Genomic DNA, 16765 nt, shown 5'->3' with positions numbered 1-16765 from the left:
GTTTTTTTTGTTTTTATTTTAATGAAATTTAAATCTATTGTTGTCATTTCAGTGATTAAAATGGAAGTAATAATTTGTACTGAGGCTAAATCTTCAGTAAAACTTTTCTACTTTTATTGTAAAAATAATAGTTATGAAGTTTTTGTATCCTCTTGTTGCTGTTGTCATACTTTTTAGTGTTGTTTCCTGTAATAAAAAATCTGAAAAAAAGGAAGAATCGAAAAAGGCATTACAAAATGTAGTGCCGGAGCTTAAAATTAAAATTGATAGTTCGGGTATTGTTGCTTTTTATCAGGCCTATCCCAAGTTGATTAAGTTTCAGACGGACGTTTTGGCCTTGTATAAAAGGCATAATTCTACTCAGTTATGGATTGACAATAAAGGAGTTGTAGAGTTTGGGGATTTATTATTCAACAAATACAAAGGACTGGATCAGGAAGGACTGAAAGCTAATTTTCCTTATAAAGAAAAGATCAGTCCAATATTTGAGCACACTGCTGACAACAAACTATCGAAAGCCGATACCGATTTGATGATTACTAATTTATATTTCTATTACGTCAAAAAAGTATCCGGAGTAGACGAGAAGACCACAAAGTCCCTGGAATGGCTTTTACCGAGAAAAAAAGTAAACTATCAGGTATTTTCTGATTCTATTTATAATAAGGCTACAATTAGTGATGATAAGAAAAGCAAAATGTTTAGTCAGTACTATAAACTTCGCGATGCACTTCATCAATACAGAGAAATAGAGAAAAAAGGAGGATGGAAAACCATTGAAACAGAAGAAGGTTTTAAAAGCTTTAAAACAGGAGACTCTGTAGCCGCTATTGGGCAGATAAGGGCAAGACTTTATGCAACAGGTGATTTAAAGGAAAACAATAACAGTAATGTCTGTGATTCCGTTTTAATTGCAGCGGTTAAGAATTTTGAATCCCACCATGGCTTAACACCTAAAAATATAATCCTGCCAGAGCATATTGTCGAACTGAATGTGCCTGTTTCTGATAGAATCAAAACGATTATTGTCAATATGGAACGCTGTAGATGGATCGATCCGGAACTTGAAAAAGGAAAAGAATATATAGAGGTTAATATTCCTGAGTTCAGATTGTATTTAATCCGAAATGGGGAAATTGCTTTTGTATCGCCGGTAGTGGTGGGCAAAGCGATGACACAAACCGTTATTTTTAGCGGAATGATGAACAATATTGTTTTTAGTCCGTATTGGAATGTACCCACTAGTATAATCAATAAAGAGATCAAACCCGGAATGGCCAAGAACAAGAATTATCTGAGAGAGAAAAATCTTGAATGGAATAACGGCGCAGTTCGTCAGTTACCCGGAAAAAACAATTCGCTTGGTTTAGTGAAGTTTTTGTTTCCAAACTCAAATAATATTTATTTACATGATACACCTGCCAAAAGTTTGTTCGAAAGAGAAAACAGAGCTTTTAGCCACGGTTGTGTACGGGTAGGAAAACCAAGAGAGCTTGCGATCGAACTCTTGAAACAAGACCCTTCCTGGACTCCCGCACGAATCGATAAAGCCATGCATGCCGGTAAAGAAAACTGGTATACTTTAAAAAGAAAGATACCTGTTTATATTGGATACTTTACTGCCTGGGTAGATAGGGAAGGACACTTGAATTTTTATAAAGACATTTATCAGAGAGACGAAAGTCTGATAAAACTGCTGACAGAAGAATAAAAGAAGCGTTTAAAAAGATAGCAAATAGGAAATAATAGATTTAAGTTTGTTTTCTTTTTTATGATTTTCTGTACTATGATAGCAAACGTGATACTACCAAATATTTTTGGCGACAATATGGTCTTGCAGCGCAATTCCGCAGTGAAGATCTGGGGTTGGGCGAATCCAAAAGAAGAAATCACATTAGTTTCCAGTTGGGACAATCGGACTTATCAGGCGATTGTAAACCATCAGGAACAATGGGAGATTATTATTAAAACTCACGAAGCTGGTGGTCCTTACACAATTTTGATAAAAGGGAATAGTGAGGTTGTGCTTAACAATATTCTCATAGGGGAAGTTTGGCTCTGTGCCGGACAATCGAATATGGAAATGTCGGCAAGCTGGGGAATCGATAATGGAGAAGAGGAAGTGAAAAATGCTACTGAGGCTGCTATTCGCTTTTTTAATGTTCCTCAATTAACCGCCGCAAAACCGCAGTCTGCACTTTTAGGAAACTGGACACAATCGACTCCGGAAACTATGAAAGATTTTAGTGCAATAGGTTATTTCTTTGCAAGACGTTTGCGTGAGGATTTGAAAAATGTTCCTGTCGGATTGATATCTTCCAATTGGGGAGGAACCATGGCTGAAATTTGGATGCCGGAAGAAATTGTTCAGAATGATCCTATTTTAGCAGGAAATGCCAGAAAATTTAATGAGCAGGAATACGAGCCACGCCAACCCGGACGGGCCTATAACGCCATGATTCATCCAATAGTTGGATTTAAAATAGCCGGAACTATTTGGTATCAGGGAGAGTCAAATGTGGGATCTCTGATTTATGATAAAACTATGGCAGCTTTGATAGCCTCTTGGCGAGAAGTCTGGAAAGATGATTTTCCTTTTTATTATGTTCAGATTGCTCCTTATAAAACCGGAAGTAATAATTTCTTCAATGTCATTTTAAGAGATTCACAAAGAAAATTGCTCCATAAAGTTCCTAAAACCGGGATGGTCGTAATCAGTGATGTCTCAGACGTGAAAGAGATTCATCCAAAAGATAAAAAATCAGTAGGAATCCGTCTGGCGAATTTGGCTTTGGCTGAAACCTATAAAATCAAATCGAATTTGGTAAACGGACCACTCTTTAGGGATTTTATAGTAGAAGAGCATAAAATAATAGTTTCTTTCGATGCCACCGATGGATTGTATTTTAAGAATAAAAACTCCAGTCAGTTTGAAATGGCCGGAGCGGATGAAATTTTTTATCCAGCCGAAGCTTCTATACTAAAGGATCAGGTCATTTTGACCAGTAAAAAAGTGTCTAGTCCCGTAAAAATCCGTTTTGCCTGGGGAAATACAATTCAGTCTGATCTTTTCAATGAAGTGAATCTGCCTGCTTCTTGTTTTGTTACCGATTGAAAGTTGAAATGCCCAAAAAAGAAGTTTATTTTTTTTTATCTTTAAAACTATAAAATGTACACCCTTTAAATTATAATAATGAAATACAACAGATGTGGAAAAAGTGGGTTGTTGCTGCCGCAGATTTCTTTAGGATTGTGGCATAACTTCGGATCAGTAGATAATTTTGATACTGCAGAATGCATTGCTGTGGAAGCTTTTGATAAAGGAATTACACATTATGATCTGGCTAATAATTACGGACCAGTTCCTGGATCGGCGGAAACTAATTTTGGAAAGATTCTCTGGCATAATTTTCAGGGAAATTTAAGAGATGAAATTATTATTTCAACAAAGGCCGGTTATACGATGTGGGACGGACCTTATGGAGATTGGGGCTCCCGTAAATATTTGTTATCGAGCCTGGATCAGAGTTTGAAAAGAATGAAAGTCGATTATGTGGATATTTTTTATTCGCATCGCCCTGACCCGGAAACTCCAATTGAAGAAACCATGATGGCTTTAGATTATGCAGTGAGAAGCGGAAAAGCTTTGTATGTGGGAATAAGCAACTATTCGGCAGAGCAAACCAGAGTTGCGGTTGATGTTTTAAAACAATTGGGGACACCATGTTTGATTCATCAGGCAAAATATTCCATGCTGGAGCGTTGGGTAGAAAACGGTTTGCTTGATGTTCTGGAAGAAAAAGGAGTGGGCTGTATCGCCTTTTCTCCTTTGGCTCAAGGGCTTCTTACGGATAAATACCTAAACGGAATTCCAGAGAATTCCAGAGCACATAATCCAAACGGGCATTTGAAAGAAGATGAGGTTACACAGGAGCGCATTCAAAAATTAGTTCAGTTGAATGAAATTGCTAAAAATAGAAATCAGTCTCTGGCTCAAATGGCTTTATCATGGCTGCAAAAAGACAAACGAATTAGTTCGGTTTTGATCGGAGCAAGTTCTGTGCGTCAATTGAATAATAATATCGAGTGTTTGCAAAATCTTGATTTTACACAAGATGAATTAAATGCAATTGAGAAAATTTTAGCATAAGTCGGTGGCTTTTAGCCCCCCGTAAAAAGACGCACTATTGTGCGTCTTTTTTTTTGCGCCAGACTTATTAGCGCTTTAGGGAAATAGTAGGGCTAAGCATTCTTTTTACTCTTAAAAGATGAATTTCTATATGATCTTAAGCTGATCGGATATAGAAGCTCTTATTTTAGTATAGCGTATTGTGATGTTATTTTTAGTTAAGCATAGTGAAGCTTTTTTGTTTTTAGCAATAGTTATTTTAGGGTTAGAGCAGTTGTGTTTTTAGATCTATTTCTTGTTTTTTGGGATGTGTTTTTTGTAAGAATTTTTACTTTTTGAAATTGTCATTTTTCGTATGGTAGGTTTTTTATATTATTTTTTATTTTTATTTTAATTTTTGAAATACCCTATTTTTTAAAGGGTATGTTGTTTTTTAAATTTAAATTTTTGTGTTTTTTGATTGTTTTTTACTTATAATTTTGTTTTTGTCCTGTTGTTTTTGAGTGTTTTGGTTTAAATATAGTTATTGATTTTTTAAAAATGAATAACTAATAATGCCAAATAACGATTATAGGGAGGTTAATTTTTGTAATCCGTAATTCTTCTTTAAAAACAGTAGAAAAGTAGATTTGGATTCTTTTACTCATACAAAAGTTAATAAATTCGCTACTGAAAATGATGGAGTTTTGGAGGGAATAAGAGGTTTTAAAAGTGGCTTATAGTATTCAATTACCTATATAAAAGATTAACTAACCAGAATCAATTAATAACCAAAACCAATTAAAACATGAAAAAAGTATTGCACATTTTAGCCGTGATGTTAACGAGTTCTTTTGCTTTTGCCCAAGAGGAAACTGAGGCTGCGACTTCACCGGCAACCACTTGGGGAGGATCAGCAGATGCGTATTATAAATATGATTTTTCAAAACAAATGAATGGATTGACAAGTTTTACCAATTCTCAGGACTCATTCGAATTAGGAATGGCCTCCGTTCAGGCGGGACATACCTTCGGAAAAGCTTCAGTCTTTGTTGATTTAGGTTTTGGGAAGAGAGCGGGGGAGTTCTCCTATAACGAAACAACTGATAAGGATATAAATGCAAAATTTTTAATTAAACAATTATATTTTACCTATCAGGTTACCGATAAATTTAAGTTTGTTGCAGGTAGTTTCGGAACTCATATCGGGTATGAAGTACTGGATGCTATCGGGAATAAAAACTACAGCATGTCTTATGCTTTTTCTTATGGGCCTTTCTTTAATACCGGACTAAAAGCGCAATATACATCAGGCAAGTTCACTGCCATGTTTGGTATCACAAATCCAACCGACTTTAAGTCAGCCATGGATGCAGGTTCGAGTCAAAAGACATACATAGCACAAGTGGGGTACATCGGAGACACAGGTAGCGCTTATTTGAATTTTACTTCGGGTAGCAGTAATCCTGTCTCTGATGAGAATAAAACTCAAATTGATTTTGTAGCCTCTAAAACGATAACGGATGCATTTTCTTTAGGATTTAATGCTACTTATGCTAAAACAAATAATGATATTGACAGTGCATTAGATGGTGATTGGTTTGCTTTGGTAGGATATGCAAATTATGCCTTTAAACCATCATTGAGTTTGGCATATAGAATGGAATATTTCGATGCTAAAGATGCCGCGGCCAGTCTGGGTGTATTAACAGGATCGAATGTTTTTGCAAATACAGTTTCTTTGAATTATAAAGTAGGGAAATTAACGATTATTCCAGAATTAAGATACGACGCAGCTTCTCAGGATATTTTTTTAGATAAAGATGCTGCTCCAACAGGAGGATCGTTCTTCGGATTAGTCGCTACAACATACTCTTTCTAGAGATAAAGATTGATATTTTTTTTTTGAGCTGTCGAAACCTATTTTGTGTTTTGGCAGCTTTTTTATGTGAGTCTTTTTGTGTCGCACTATTCTCACAGCTTTCAGCTAAGTATTTTTACATTGTAATTTAGATTAGTTGTGTTATTTCTTTCTGGTGTATCAAAATGCAGAAATGGATACTTAGATAAACAATTGCTTCATTTTTATAAGATGTCAGGTTTATTACAATAAAAAAAATGCATTTCTAAATTTTAGAGATGCACTTTTATACTTGATTGTTATTGTATTACTGAAGCTGTTTTTTATAAATCGAATAAATAGTATCTATTGTTTTTCGATCTAAAGTTGCAGTTGTATCAGTTTGAATGTAGTGTAATTTAAACGCCATGATAGCTGCTGAAAGGTTTTTGGTATTGAATCCGATAATTCTCAGTGCGGGCTCAATTTTAAAATCAAAAGGAGCTTCCTCAAGAACTTCGTCCGGCCAGATTCCAAATCCTTTTTCAGCCAGGGTTTTCCAAGGGAATAGAGCACTTGGATCTCGTTTTCTTCCCGGAGCAATATCAGAATGTCCCAATATGTTTTGAGTAGGGATATTATAGTCTTTCTTTAATTTTGTTAAAAGCGCTACTAAACTACTAATCTGTGCTTCTGTGAAAGGTTTAAAGCCGTTATTGTCAAGTTCAATTCCGATAGAAGAAGAGTTTAAATCTGTATTTTTTCCCCAAGTTGATGCTCCTGCATGCCAGGCTCTTAGATAATCGTTTAGCATTTGAACTACTTTTCCGTTTTCAGAGATAATATAATGAGCACTTACCTGAGTTCGGGTCTTGGTAAAAGTATTGATCGTTTGCTGAAGAGAATCCTGAGCGGTATGATGAAGGATAATGAAACTTGGTTTTCTTAAGTTGAAGTTTACAGTTCCAATCCATTCGGTACTTATACCATTTAGTAAAGAAGTTGATCCTGTTTTAGATAAAGTATCTTTTACTATGCCAAGTTGTTGTGCATAAGTAGTGTCGATAACTACAGGGCTTACTACTGGAATTGGTTGGGCTTCTTTACTCGTAATTTGCCCCTCTAAAGTTTTAAGCTGCTGATCGTAAACTTTTTCGGTGTTTTTATATGGATTTGTGGAGCAAGAAGTAATAATAATTGCTAAAATCAGGTAACAAAAATGTTTTTTTGTCATGGTCAGTTGCATTTTTTTAGATGAGGTTGAAACAATTATTCCTGTGTTTTTGTTGCTTCAGAGTCTTCTTTTCCGTCTTTTGAATCTTTATCTTTTGAATCTTTTTTCTTTTTTGATTTAGAGGTTTTTTTGATCTCTTTAAAGTTATCCATGAATGCGGTATACTTTGGGATCTGATCCGGATTTAAGAAAGCAGTTATTTTTTTAGTAGTGCTTTCTCTTAATGCCTTAATCTGTTCAATTTTTTGATCCTGATTGCTACTTTCATTTTTTAATAAGATGCCTTGCTCTCTCATGCTGTCGATTAAAACATTTCCAATAGCTATAGCTTGTAATTCGTCAAGGTTTACTTCAGGTTTCATTTGTTCTACAATCTTACCAACAGTCTCTTCAACAGGTATTTCTTTTGGTTTACTGGTATTTGGCTGAGGACCTCCCATCATGCTTCTGTCCATACCCATTCCGCCACCTCTTCCGTAGCCATTGCCGTAACCGCCACCACCACCACCGTAACCATTATTGTAGCCATTTCCGTACTGAGCTGAAACAGAGTTAAAGCACAATAACGCGAAAAACAAAATAAATAAAGATTGTATAGGTTTCATAAAAATGTATTTATTAAAAATTGTTTAGCGTAAATTTAAGCAGGTTCTCCGTATAAATCAAATTCTGTTGCTTCTATTATTCTTATATTAACAAATTCTCCGGTTTTTACATAATGTTTAGACGCATCAATCAAAACTTCATTATCAACATCAGGGCTGTCAAACTCCGTTCTGCCGACAAAATGGGCGCCTTCTTTTCTGTCAATAATACATTTGAAAACCTGTCCAATTTTTTCTTGGTTTAAATCCCATGAAATTTGTGACTGTAGTTCCATTATTTCATTTGCTCGGGCTTGTTTTACATCGTCCGGAACATTGTCTTCCAATAAATAAGCATGAGTGTTTTCTTCGTGAGAATAAGCGAAACAACCCATTCTATCAAATTTCATTTCCTGAACAAAATCTTTCAAAATCTCAAAATCTTCCTGAGTCTCACCAGGATATCCAACAATTAAGGTAGTTCTAATTGCCATTCCCGGAACTGCAGCACGGAAATCTTTTAATAATTGTGTCGTTTTCGCCTGAGTAGTACCACGACGCATCGATTTTAAAATCGAATCAGAAATATGTTGTAACGGTATGTCTATATAATTACAGATTTTAGGCTCGCGTTTCATTAATTCTAAAACGTCCATTGGGAAACCTGTAGGATAAGCATAATGAAGACGAATCCATTCTATGCCTTCAACATTGGCTAATGCTTCCAGAAGTTCGGCAAGATTTCGTTTTTTATAAAGATCAAGACCATAATACGTTAAATCCTGAGCAATTAGAATTAATTCTTTAACGCCATTTTTTGCTAAACCTTGAGCTTCTTTAACCAGTTTTTCAATAGGTTGAGAAACATGCGAACCTCTCATTAACGGAATAGCACAGAAACTGCAAGGTCTGTCGCAGCCCTCCGCAATTTTCAAATAAGCATAATTCTTTGGAGTTGTAGTTAAACGCTCTCCTAGTAGCTCGTGTTTATAGTCGGCACCAAGAGCTTTAAGCAGCTGAGGTAATTCAGTTGTACCAAAGTATTGATCAACATTAGGGATTTCCTTTTCTAAATCCGGTCTGTAACGTTCAGACAAACATCCGGTAACGAAAACTTTATCTACTAATCCTTTGTCTTTTTTATCAGCATATTCCAAAATCATGTTTACCGACTCGGCTTTTGCATTGTCAATAAAACCGCAGGTGTTGATCACAATAATGTTTCCTTCTTCTTTAGCAGGTGCTTCGTGTTGTACTTCCTTGCCATTAGCACGAAGTTGTCCCATTAGCACTTCACTGTCATATACATTTTTCGAACACCCAAGAGTGATTACGTTAATTTTGTTCTTTTTTAAAGACTTGGTTCTCATACTTTTATAAATTGGAGTGCAAAATTACACTTTTTTATTCAAACACCGCTTGTTTCCTTTTCTTTTAGGTGATTTTTATGAAGCTTATCCTGCTGTTTGCTATATCTTTTGTGTCCGTTGCGGCAGAGACAAAAGGATGTCGCTTCCATCAGGGCTAAAAAAAATCCGTCAAGTAAGAGCCTGACGGAGATTTTAATTTATTCTATTTATTTTTAATTACAATTCAAATAATAAAGTAAGTGTTACATTGTTTAATTTAGAATTGATTTTTGCTCCGTTTGTGAATCCGGTTGCAAAAAATCCCTGATTCGATTTTCTTTCTAAATAAGAATAGGCTAAATCGACTTTAGTGCTTCCAAAATTATATCCTAAACCACCTGAGTAACTGTTTAAGTCTCCAATCGTAGTTCCGTCTTTGTATGGGCTCTCTTCAAAACGGTATCCGCCGCGCAGGCTTAATTGTTTTATTTTATATTCGGCACCTACTCTTAGTTCACCGGCATTGGTCAATTGATTGCTTAGTTGATTGTTGATTCCTGTAAAATCACGGCCGGGTTTGTATTTGGTATTGCTATAGTCTTTAATGGCGTAGTCTATACTGATTAATCCGGATTTTCCAAATACATAAGCGGCACTGAAAGTGGTTTTTCCCGGTGTTTGTAAGGTGTAGCGTTCGTAAATATTAACGACATCAGGATTAACAGATTTATTAATAGGTTGTCCGCCTGTTGCTCGTATTGTTGTGTATAAGCTTTGTGAAAGTTCATCGTAAAGTTCGTACCAGGTGTTGGATTCGTAAGCCAGTCCAAGTCGGAATTCTTTAGTGACTTTGGCGATAGCTCCAAGTTGAAAAGAGAAGCCATTTCCGTAGGTGTAAAGGTTGTTGTTGAAGCGTAAACTTGATATCGTTGGGGTTGATTGCGGTGGGTTGTCATTGTCTTCGTAAAAACTACTGGATCTTCTGTAATCCGTGATATGCACATTTAGATTAGCGCCTAAATAAAGTCTGTCTTTGTAGGAAGTTGCTATGTTGAAGCTTAATTTACTATTGTATCCGCTCGTGAAAATTTCATTTTCTTGGTAATAATTTCCTTTTCCCGGGGTATTTCCTGCAGGTACATTTGTGGTGTATGTACTGTTCGGGTTATTCGGGTCAGAAGCGTTTATGACGAATCCCTGGTAGCCCAGCATGGCTTGTTGAGCAGAGAATCCCGATAGATTTCGGTATTGACCATTTGGTAAGTTCGAGCCTAAATAGCGATAAAGGTCGCTAATTGATTCGTTATTTGCCAGGTTTACGAATTCTTGTGGCACTGGTGCTCCTCCGTTTCCGTTATTAGCATAAGATAAAAAATAACTGTCAATAGAATTTGTTGGGTTTGTTCCTATTGAGACAATTCTGTTGTTGAAGTTATTGGTGTTTTCGTAAGAAGCTCCAATAGCAATCTTTTTCCAGTTGTTGCTTGGGTTGTGATCGTGAAAAACAAAAACAGCACCCGCCTGATTTAGGGTAAAAGAATTTTTGCTATCGCTAATTTCTGTTTCAAAATAGTTTGAATTGTTTTTGATGTTTTGATTGCTAAAACTTACTCCAACCTGATTATTAGAGAATATTGCCGATCCTGCAGGGTTTACGGAAATAGCTGAAAAATCTCCTCCAACAGCTCCAAAAGCACCACTCATGGCTCTAAATCTTGCAGTTCCGGTTAAATTGTCTTGCGCATAACGTACAGCATCTGATACTTCCTGAGAATGTGAGACGCTGGCAGTTAGTCCTGTAATAAGTAGGAATAATATTTTTTTCATTTGGATAGTTTTTAGTATGATTTTGTGATTAACGAAAGAGACGATTATCTTCTTCCGCCTCCTCCGCCACTGTATGATCTTCCGCCACCGCCGCCACCGCCAGATGATCTCATACTTCCGCCTCCGCTATTCATAGAACGGGATGGGCTAGGAGAATAGCTTCTTGTTGGTGCTGAATTATTGTTGTTGTAATTGTAGCTTCTGGTAGGATAATTGCTACTTGATCTTCTGTTGCTGTAATCAGTACTGTTGTATTGGCTGGCGTTTCCTCTGTTTGTAAATGTTGGAGAAGAATTGTTGTATGTTCTTCCGTTTACTGATGAACTTGAATTTCTTCTTGAATCAGAGAAGTCACTTCTGTTTGTGCTATAGCTTCTGTTTGAGTTAAAGCTTCGGTTGGTGTTAGTGTAGTTTCTATTAGAGCTATAACTTCTGTTGGTGTTGTTGTAGCCTCTATTTGTAGTGAAATTTCTGTCAGAGGAATAGTTTCTTCCTCCGTAATAAGCAGCAGATCCTCTTCTTCCGTAGTTGTAAGAATAGTTGTTGTATCTGAAGCCTGATCCCCAGTGGCCTGACCCCCAGTAACCAGGGTAACCCCATCCCGGATATCCCCATCCTGGTCCCCAATAGTTAGGATAGCCCCAGTATCCTCCGCCCCATCCGTAGCCCCATCCATAATATGGATATCCGAAACCAAGTCCGAAACCAAGTGACCATGAAGGGTTTGAATAAACGTTTACGGCAACTTCTGTATTGGCGCTTCCCCAAGCTGGGTAAGAGTTAGTGGCTTGTGTGCTGTCGTTTACGGCATAATTTCCGTAATTGTCAACATCTGTGAAAATTTCAGTTGACTGATTATCGTCTTGTAACGATCTAAAATAGTCTTTATATTGATTATTTGTGCTGTTTGTTTGAGCATACGTTCTTGGTGAACCTCCATAAACTCCATCATTATCATGATAAGAAGTATTTTGGTAAGAACCACACGATGCCAATAGAAAACTCAATAATCCAATTAAGTAAAAATGACTTGAGTTTTGGCGGAGAGAAATAGAAGTTTTCATATCTGTGGTGTTTTTTATTGTTGCACATTACAAAAATAGTTAGTTTTGTCAAACTATTTAGTTAAAATTATTAAAACAAAATTTGTGCCAAACTATTCGATATGAGTAAGAACCTCACTACAAGATCAGAAGATTATTCAAAATGGTATAACGAGCTGGTTGTAAAGGCAGATCTAGCCGAAAATTCAGGAGTTAGAGGATGTATGGTTATTAAGCCGTACGGATATGCTATTTGGGAAAAAATGCAGGCGGAATTGGATCGAATGTTTAAAGAAACAGGACATCAAAATGCATACTTCCCTTTATTTGTGCCTAAAAGCATGTTTGAAGCAGAAGAAAAAAATGCTGAAGGATTTGCAAAAGAATGTGCTATTGTAACGCACTATAGACTAAAAAATGATCCGGATAAACCCGGAAAGCTAATGGTGGATCCGAACGCTAAATTAGAGGAAGAGCTTATTGTTCGTCCAACAAGTGAGGCGATTATTTGGTCTACCTATAAAGGATGGGTGCAGTCATATAGAGATTTGCCTTTGTTGATTAATCAGTGGGCGAATGTGGTACGTTGGGAAATGCGTACGCGTTTGTTTTTAAGAACTGCTGAGTTTTTATGGCAGGAAGGGCATACGGCACATGCTACGAAAGCGGAGGCATTAGAAGAATCTGAAAAGATGATGAATGTTTATGCTGATTTTGTTCAGGATTTTATGGCAATTCCGGTTGTTAAAGGTATAAAAACTGAGACAGAGCGTTTTGCGGGAGCTGATGAAACCTATTGTATTGAAGCTTTGATGCAGGATGGTAAAGCGTTGCAGGCTGGAACATCGCACTTTTTAGGTCAAAACTTTGCTAAAGCTTTTGATGTGAAGTTTGCAAATGCTGAAGGGAAACAAGAACATGTGTGGGGAACCTCTTGGGGGGTTTCTACTCGTTTAATGGGGGCTTTGGTTATGACGCATTCTGATGATCAGGGGTTGGTATTGCCTCCAAATTTAGCGCCAATACAAGTTGTAATTGTACCTATTTATAAAACAGATGAGCAATTTGCTGAAATTACAGCTGCAGTAAATGATTTAACGGCTAAGCTTAAGAAATTAAGAGTGTCTGTTAAATATGATGACAGAACAACTCAAAAACCAGGATTTAAATTTGCTGAATGGGAGTTGAAAGGTGTCCCTGTTAGAATTGCTGTTGGGCCAAAAGATTTAGAAAACGGAACTTTTGAAGTTGCAAGACGTGATACATTGACAAAAGAAACGGTTTCTGGTGAAGGAATTGTTACTTATATAAATGACCTGTTAGAGCAGATTCAGACTGATTTATTTAACAAAGCGTTAGGCTATCGCGATACTCATATTACGGAAGTGAATAGTTTTGAGGAATTTAAAGAGGTTTTAGATGGTAAAGCAGGGTTTGTATCAGCTCATTGGGATGGTACTGCTGAGACTGAAGAAAAAATAAAAGACTTGACAAAAGCGACAATTCGTTGTATTCCTTTGAATGGTAAAGAAGAGGCGGGAACCTGTGTGTTTACTGGTAATCCTTCCTCAAAAAGAGTGTTGTTTGCAAAGGCATATTAATTTTTTTTAATTTTTTTTGCATCAGGTATTGTACATCTTAAAAATAGTTGTATTTTTGCATCCGCATTAGAGAAGCAGGCCCGTTCGTCTATCGGTTAGGACGCATGGTTTTCATCCATGTAAGAGCGGTTCGATTCCGCTACGGGCTACTACTTTTACTGCGAAATTGTTCTTTAAATTATGAGAATTAAAATGGCCCGTTCGTCTATCGGTTAGGACGCATGGTTTTCATCCATGTAAGAGCGGTTCGATTCCGCTACGGGCTACAATAATACCTCTATTTAAGTATAGAAAAACTTAGAACGATAATGGTCTGTTCGTCTAGGGGTTAGGACTCCAGGCTTTCGTCCTGGTAACAGGGGTTCGATTCCCTTACAGACTACAAAATTAGTTGTAAATAAGTTTTGTAAAATAAAAATTGGTGTCTCGATTTTTGTTTTATTAGTTAAAACCAAAGTGATTGTTTTGCAATTGTGGGAGGTTTTTCTTTTTTAACTAGTATTTATAATAATTATTACATCTAAAATTAAAACAAAATGGCAAATCATAAGTCAGCATTAAAAAGAATCAGAAGTAACGAAAAAAGAAGAGTTCTTAACAGATACCAACATAAAACTACTCGTAACGCTATTAAAGCATTAAGATTAGCTACTGATAAATCTGATGCATCTTCTAAATTATCAACTGTAATTTCTATGATTGATAAATTAGCTAAAAAGAACATCATTCATGATAATAAAGCTTCTAACTTGAAGTCTAAATTAACTAAACATGTTGCTAAATTGTAATTAATTGCAATTTCCTAAAAATATAAAAGTCCTCTTTGAGGACTTTTTTTTGTTTGTAATATTCAGGTAATTTTTAAAGTAAAAAATCTAAATTCCAATAGTGCTTGATTGTGGTTTGGGATTTGAGATTTGGAGTTTAGAATTTAGAATTTAGAATTCCAGGGTTAGATTCCGATTTTCTTTTTAAGATATTCCAGCATAGGCTGGGTAATTGGTTTTGAAAGAAAATCAATTATAATGGGGTATTTTTTAGCTTTGGCTAGATCATCTGGGTCAATAGTGGAAGAAAGTACAATTACACTTGCGGTATTGAATTCTTTGTAAGCCGGAGAGGTAAAGTGATCTAGGAATTCCCAACCGCCCATTACAGGCATGTTTAAGTCTAAAAAAATCAATTCCGGTTTTTTGTTTGCTTTGTTTTTATTGTTGGTGTATTTAAGTGTGTTGAAATGGTGCAATGCTTCTTCTCCATTTTGAGCTGTGATAATTTCGTTGGAGAATGATGACTTCGAAATTACTTTTTTGCATAACATCAACGTGATTGGATCATCGTCAATACATAAAATTTGCTCGAGCATATGAGTTAGTTTTTGAATGTTATTGTAAATGTGGTGCCTTTGTTGACTTCGCTATCAATGCTGATTGTTCCTCCCATCGTCTCAACTTGTGATTTTACAAGATATAAGCCGAGACCTTTGCTGTCGGGGTAGTTGTGGAATCGTTGGTATAGCCCAAAGACTTTATCGCGGTTTCTTTCTAGGTCAATTCCAATTCCGTTGTCTTTGAAAGTTAGAATTGCTTTGTGGTCGATTTGTTCTGCTGTAATGGATATTTTTAGTTTTCTATTTTCTGATTTGTATTTTATCGAATTAGTTAGTAGGTTTAGTAAAATGCTTTCGATATAAGCTTTGTTTGTGTTTAGCAGCGGGACTTTGTCGAATTTGAGTTTTATGATTGGTTTGTGTAGTTCGATTTGGAAAGAAAGCTGGCTAAATACGTTTTCGAAAACTTCTTGTAGAGAGACTTCTTCTTTTTGCATTGAAGGATTGTCTTTGATGATAATGACTTTTACCAGGTCATTGATAGTTTCGTTTAATAAATGCGTTGATTTGGTAAATCCGGTTAGGATTTCTTCAAGTTCTTCGTTCTCGATAGGGATGTCTTCAATAAGATTTAAGAGTCCGATTAAGTTGGATAACGGCGCACGTAAATTGTGTGAAGTAATGTAGGAAAATTGCTTTAGGTCTTTGTTGTTTTGAGTTAATTCACGAATTAGGTGTTCTTTTTCTGTTTCTAGTTTCTTTTCGTCTGTAATGTCTCTTTGTATGGAAATCCAGTGTGAAATTATGCCTTCGGTATTAAAAATAGGAATCATTGAAAATCGTACCCAATATTCCTCTTTTGATTTGGTGTAGGTAATAGTTTCGATTAAGCACTCCTCTTCGTTTTTTATAGCTTTTAAGAGTTTTTTTAATTCTTCTGAATCTGACTTTGGTCCTTTGAAAATATTAGGTGATTTTCCTATTATTTCATTTGATAAATATCCTGACATTTGTGAAAAAGCAGGGTTTACATAGACAATTTTAGGTATTTTTCGATCTGTTGAATTGGCTTCTGTTATTAATATTGAGTCTTTAGATTGTGTAATTACTGTTTCTAAAAGTCTTAAACGCTGTTCTTCTTCCTTTTGTTTAGTGATATCTTGAATGGCTCCGATCATTCGTATAGCTCTTCCGTTTTCATCCTTGAGTAAAAAACCTCTGTCTAAAACGTATTTGTAGCTCCCGTCTGCGCATTTAAAACGGTACTGGTCTTGCCATTTTTCCGTTTTTTGTTCAATAAAAGAGTATAGTTTGATAGACATTCGGATGCTGTCTTCGGGATGTATTTTGTCAAACCACCATTTAGATGTTTTTCCAACTTCTTTCGGATTGTATCCGAAAACGCTTTCTATTCCTTTGTTCCAGTTTATGCTGTCTTCCTGGATTTTCCAGTCCCAAATTGTGTCACTTGTTGCTTTAGCAACAATATCATATTTTTCGTTTGATTCTTTTATTTCTTCGTTTGTTTCTTTTAGTTTTTTGAAAATTGTAATGCTTTTTTTTTCATTTTTAGAAAGTATGTATTTGAAAAACAAGGCTGTAGTTAAAATGAAGAAAATGTCCTTTAAGAAAAAAGCAGTATAATAATCGGTCTTTGAAAAGTAAGTTGTGAGTAATTTATGACAGATGATTGCCACAAATAACGATATGATAATATAAACTAGAGTAATTTGTAGAGTTTTACTTTTCATCACTCAAATATAGTTAATTTAACTATAATTAAACAATAAGAAAAGTTCAATTTAGACTTAAATTTACATTGTTTTTGGGGAACTAATTACTTGTCTCT

13 protein-coding genes and 3 tRNA genes are annotated in these 16765 nt (G+C 35.8%); 9 read left to right on the top strand and 7 right to left on the bottom strand.

What is annotated here, in order from left to right; translation table 11 throughout:
• The first annotated feature begins 133 nt into the window (after window positions 1-133).
• The 4 genes from AC3IS6_RS21805 (at window position 134) to AC3IS6_RS21790 (ending at window position 5990) form a co-directional block, all read left to right on the top strand.
• Window positions 134-1711 (top strand): L,D-transpeptidase family protein, encoded by a 1578-nt coding sequence (locus tag AC3IS6_RS21805; RefSeq protein ID WP_489162492.1) that lies wholly within the window; start codon window positions 134-136, stop codon window positions 1709-1711.
• 75 nt (window positions 1712-1786) lie between these two features.
• Window positions 1787-3115 carry a sialate O-acetylesterase gene (locus tag AC3IS6_RS21800; RefSeq protein ID WP_489162490.1) on the top strand — a complete coding sequence of 443 codons (1329 nt, stop codon included), beginning with the start codon at window positions 1787-1789 and terminating at the stop codon, window positions 3113-3115.
• A 78-nt stretch (window positions 3116-3193) separates the two neighbouring features.
• Window positions 3194-4150 (top strand): aldo/keto reductase, encoded by a 957-nt coding sequence (locus AC3IS6_RS21795; protein WP_489162488.1) that lies wholly within the window; start codon window positions 3194-3196, stop codon window positions 4148-4150.
• A gap of 766 nt (window positions 4151-4916) precedes the next feature.
• Complete coding sequence (locus tag AC3IS6_RS21790) at window positions 4917-5990, top strand: outer membrane beta-barrel protein (protein ID WP_489162487.1); 1074 nt, start codon at window positions 4917-4919, stop codon at window positions 5988-5990.
• A gap of 286 nt (window positions 5991-6276) precedes the next feature.
• On the opposite strand, the gene AC3IS6_RS21785 is transcribed toward AC3IS6_RS21790, so the two are convergent.
• From AC3IS6_RS21785 to AC3IS6_RS21765, 5 genes are all read right to left on the bottom strand, one after another.
• Complete coding sequence (locus tag AC3IS6_RS21785) at window positions 6277-7182, bottom strand: N-acetylmuramoyl-L-alanine amidase (protein WP_489162486.1); 906 nt, start codon at window positions 7180-7182, stop codon at window positions 6277-6279.
• Window positions 7183-7217: 35 nt separating this feature from the next.
• The gene (locus AC3IS6_RS21780; protein WP_489162484.1) at window positions 7218-7787 is read right to left on the bottom strand and encodes a hypothetical protein; all 570 of its coding nucleotides are present in this window, start codon (window positions 7785-7787) and stop codon (window positions 7218-7220) included.
• A 35-nt stretch (window positions 7788-7822) separates the two neighbouring features.
• Window positions 7823-9136: a 30S ribosomal protein S12 methylthiotransferase RimO gene (rimO, locus tag AC3IS6_RS21775; RefSeq protein WP_395340101.1), complete on the bottom strand. Its 1314-nt coding sequence runs from the start codon at window positions 9134-9136 to the stop codon at window positions 7823-7825.
• Window positions 9137-9352: 216 nt separating this feature from the next.
• Complete coding sequence (locus AC3IS6_RS21770) at window positions 9353-10942, bottom strand: OmpP1/FadL family transporter (protein WP_489162483.1); 1590 nt, start codon at window positions 10940-10942, stop codon at window positions 9353-9355.
• Window positions 10943-10986: 44 nt separating this feature from the next.
• Window positions 10987-12006 (bottom strand): hypothetical protein, encoded by a 1020-nt coding sequence (locus tag AC3IS6_RS21765; RefSeq protein ID WP_489162481.1) that lies wholly within the window; start codon window positions 12004-12006, stop codon window positions 10987-10989.
• A gap of 101 nt (window positions 12007-12107) precedes the next feature.
• Between AC3IS6_RS21765 and proS the strand changes: the two genes are divergently transcribed.
• The 5 genes from proS (at window position 12108) to rpsT (ending at window position 14374) form a co-directional block, all read left to right on the top strand.
• Complete coding sequence (gene proS / locus AC3IS6_RS21760; RefSeq protein ID WP_489162479.1) at window positions 12108-13586, top strand: proline--tRNA ligase; 1479 nt, start codon at window positions 12108-12110, stop codon at window positions 13584-13586.
• Window positions 13587-13663: 77 nt separating this feature from the next.
• Window positions 13664-13735 (top strand) — tRNA-Glu (locus AC3IS6_RS21755).
• 45 nt (window positions 13736-13780) lie between these two features.
• Window positions 13781-13852: transfer RNA gene (locus tag AC3IS6_RS21750), tRNA-Glu, on the top strand.
• A 44-nt stretch (window positions 13853-13896) separates the two neighbouring features.
• Window positions 13897-13968: transfer RNA gene (locus AC3IS6_RS21745), tRNA-Glu, on the top strand.
• Between the two features lie 154 nt (window positions 13969-14122).
• On the top strand, window positions 14123-14374 hold the full coding sequence (gene rpsT / locus AC3IS6_RS21740) for a 30S ribosomal protein S20 (protein ID WP_173966087.1): 252 nt from the start codon (window positions 14123-14125) through the stop codon (window positions 14372-14374).
• A gap of 164 nt (window positions 14375-14538) precedes the next feature.
• On the opposite strand, the gene AC3IS6_RS21735 is transcribed toward rpsT, so the two are convergent.
• Both AC3IS6_RS21735 and AC3IS6_RS21730 read right to left on the bottom strand, forming a co-directional pair.
• Complete coding sequence (locus tag AC3IS6_RS21735) at window positions 14539-14952, bottom strand: response regulator (protein WP_173966332.1); 414 nt, start codon at window positions 14950-14952, stop codon at window positions 14539-14541.
• A gap of 5 nt (window positions 14953-14957) precedes the next feature.
• Entirely contained in the window at window positions 14958-16667 is a 1710-nt protein-coding gene (locus AC3IS6_RS21730) for a PAS domain-containing sensor histidine kinase (protein ID WP_489162477.1), read from the bottom strand.
• Window positions 16668-16765: the final 98 nt, after the last annotated feature.

The organism is Flavobacterium sp. KH_035, assembly GCF_057839565.1.
The sequence above is the reverse complement of the archived record's forward strand: the minus strand, read 5'-3'. Positions and strand labels throughout refer to the sequence as shown.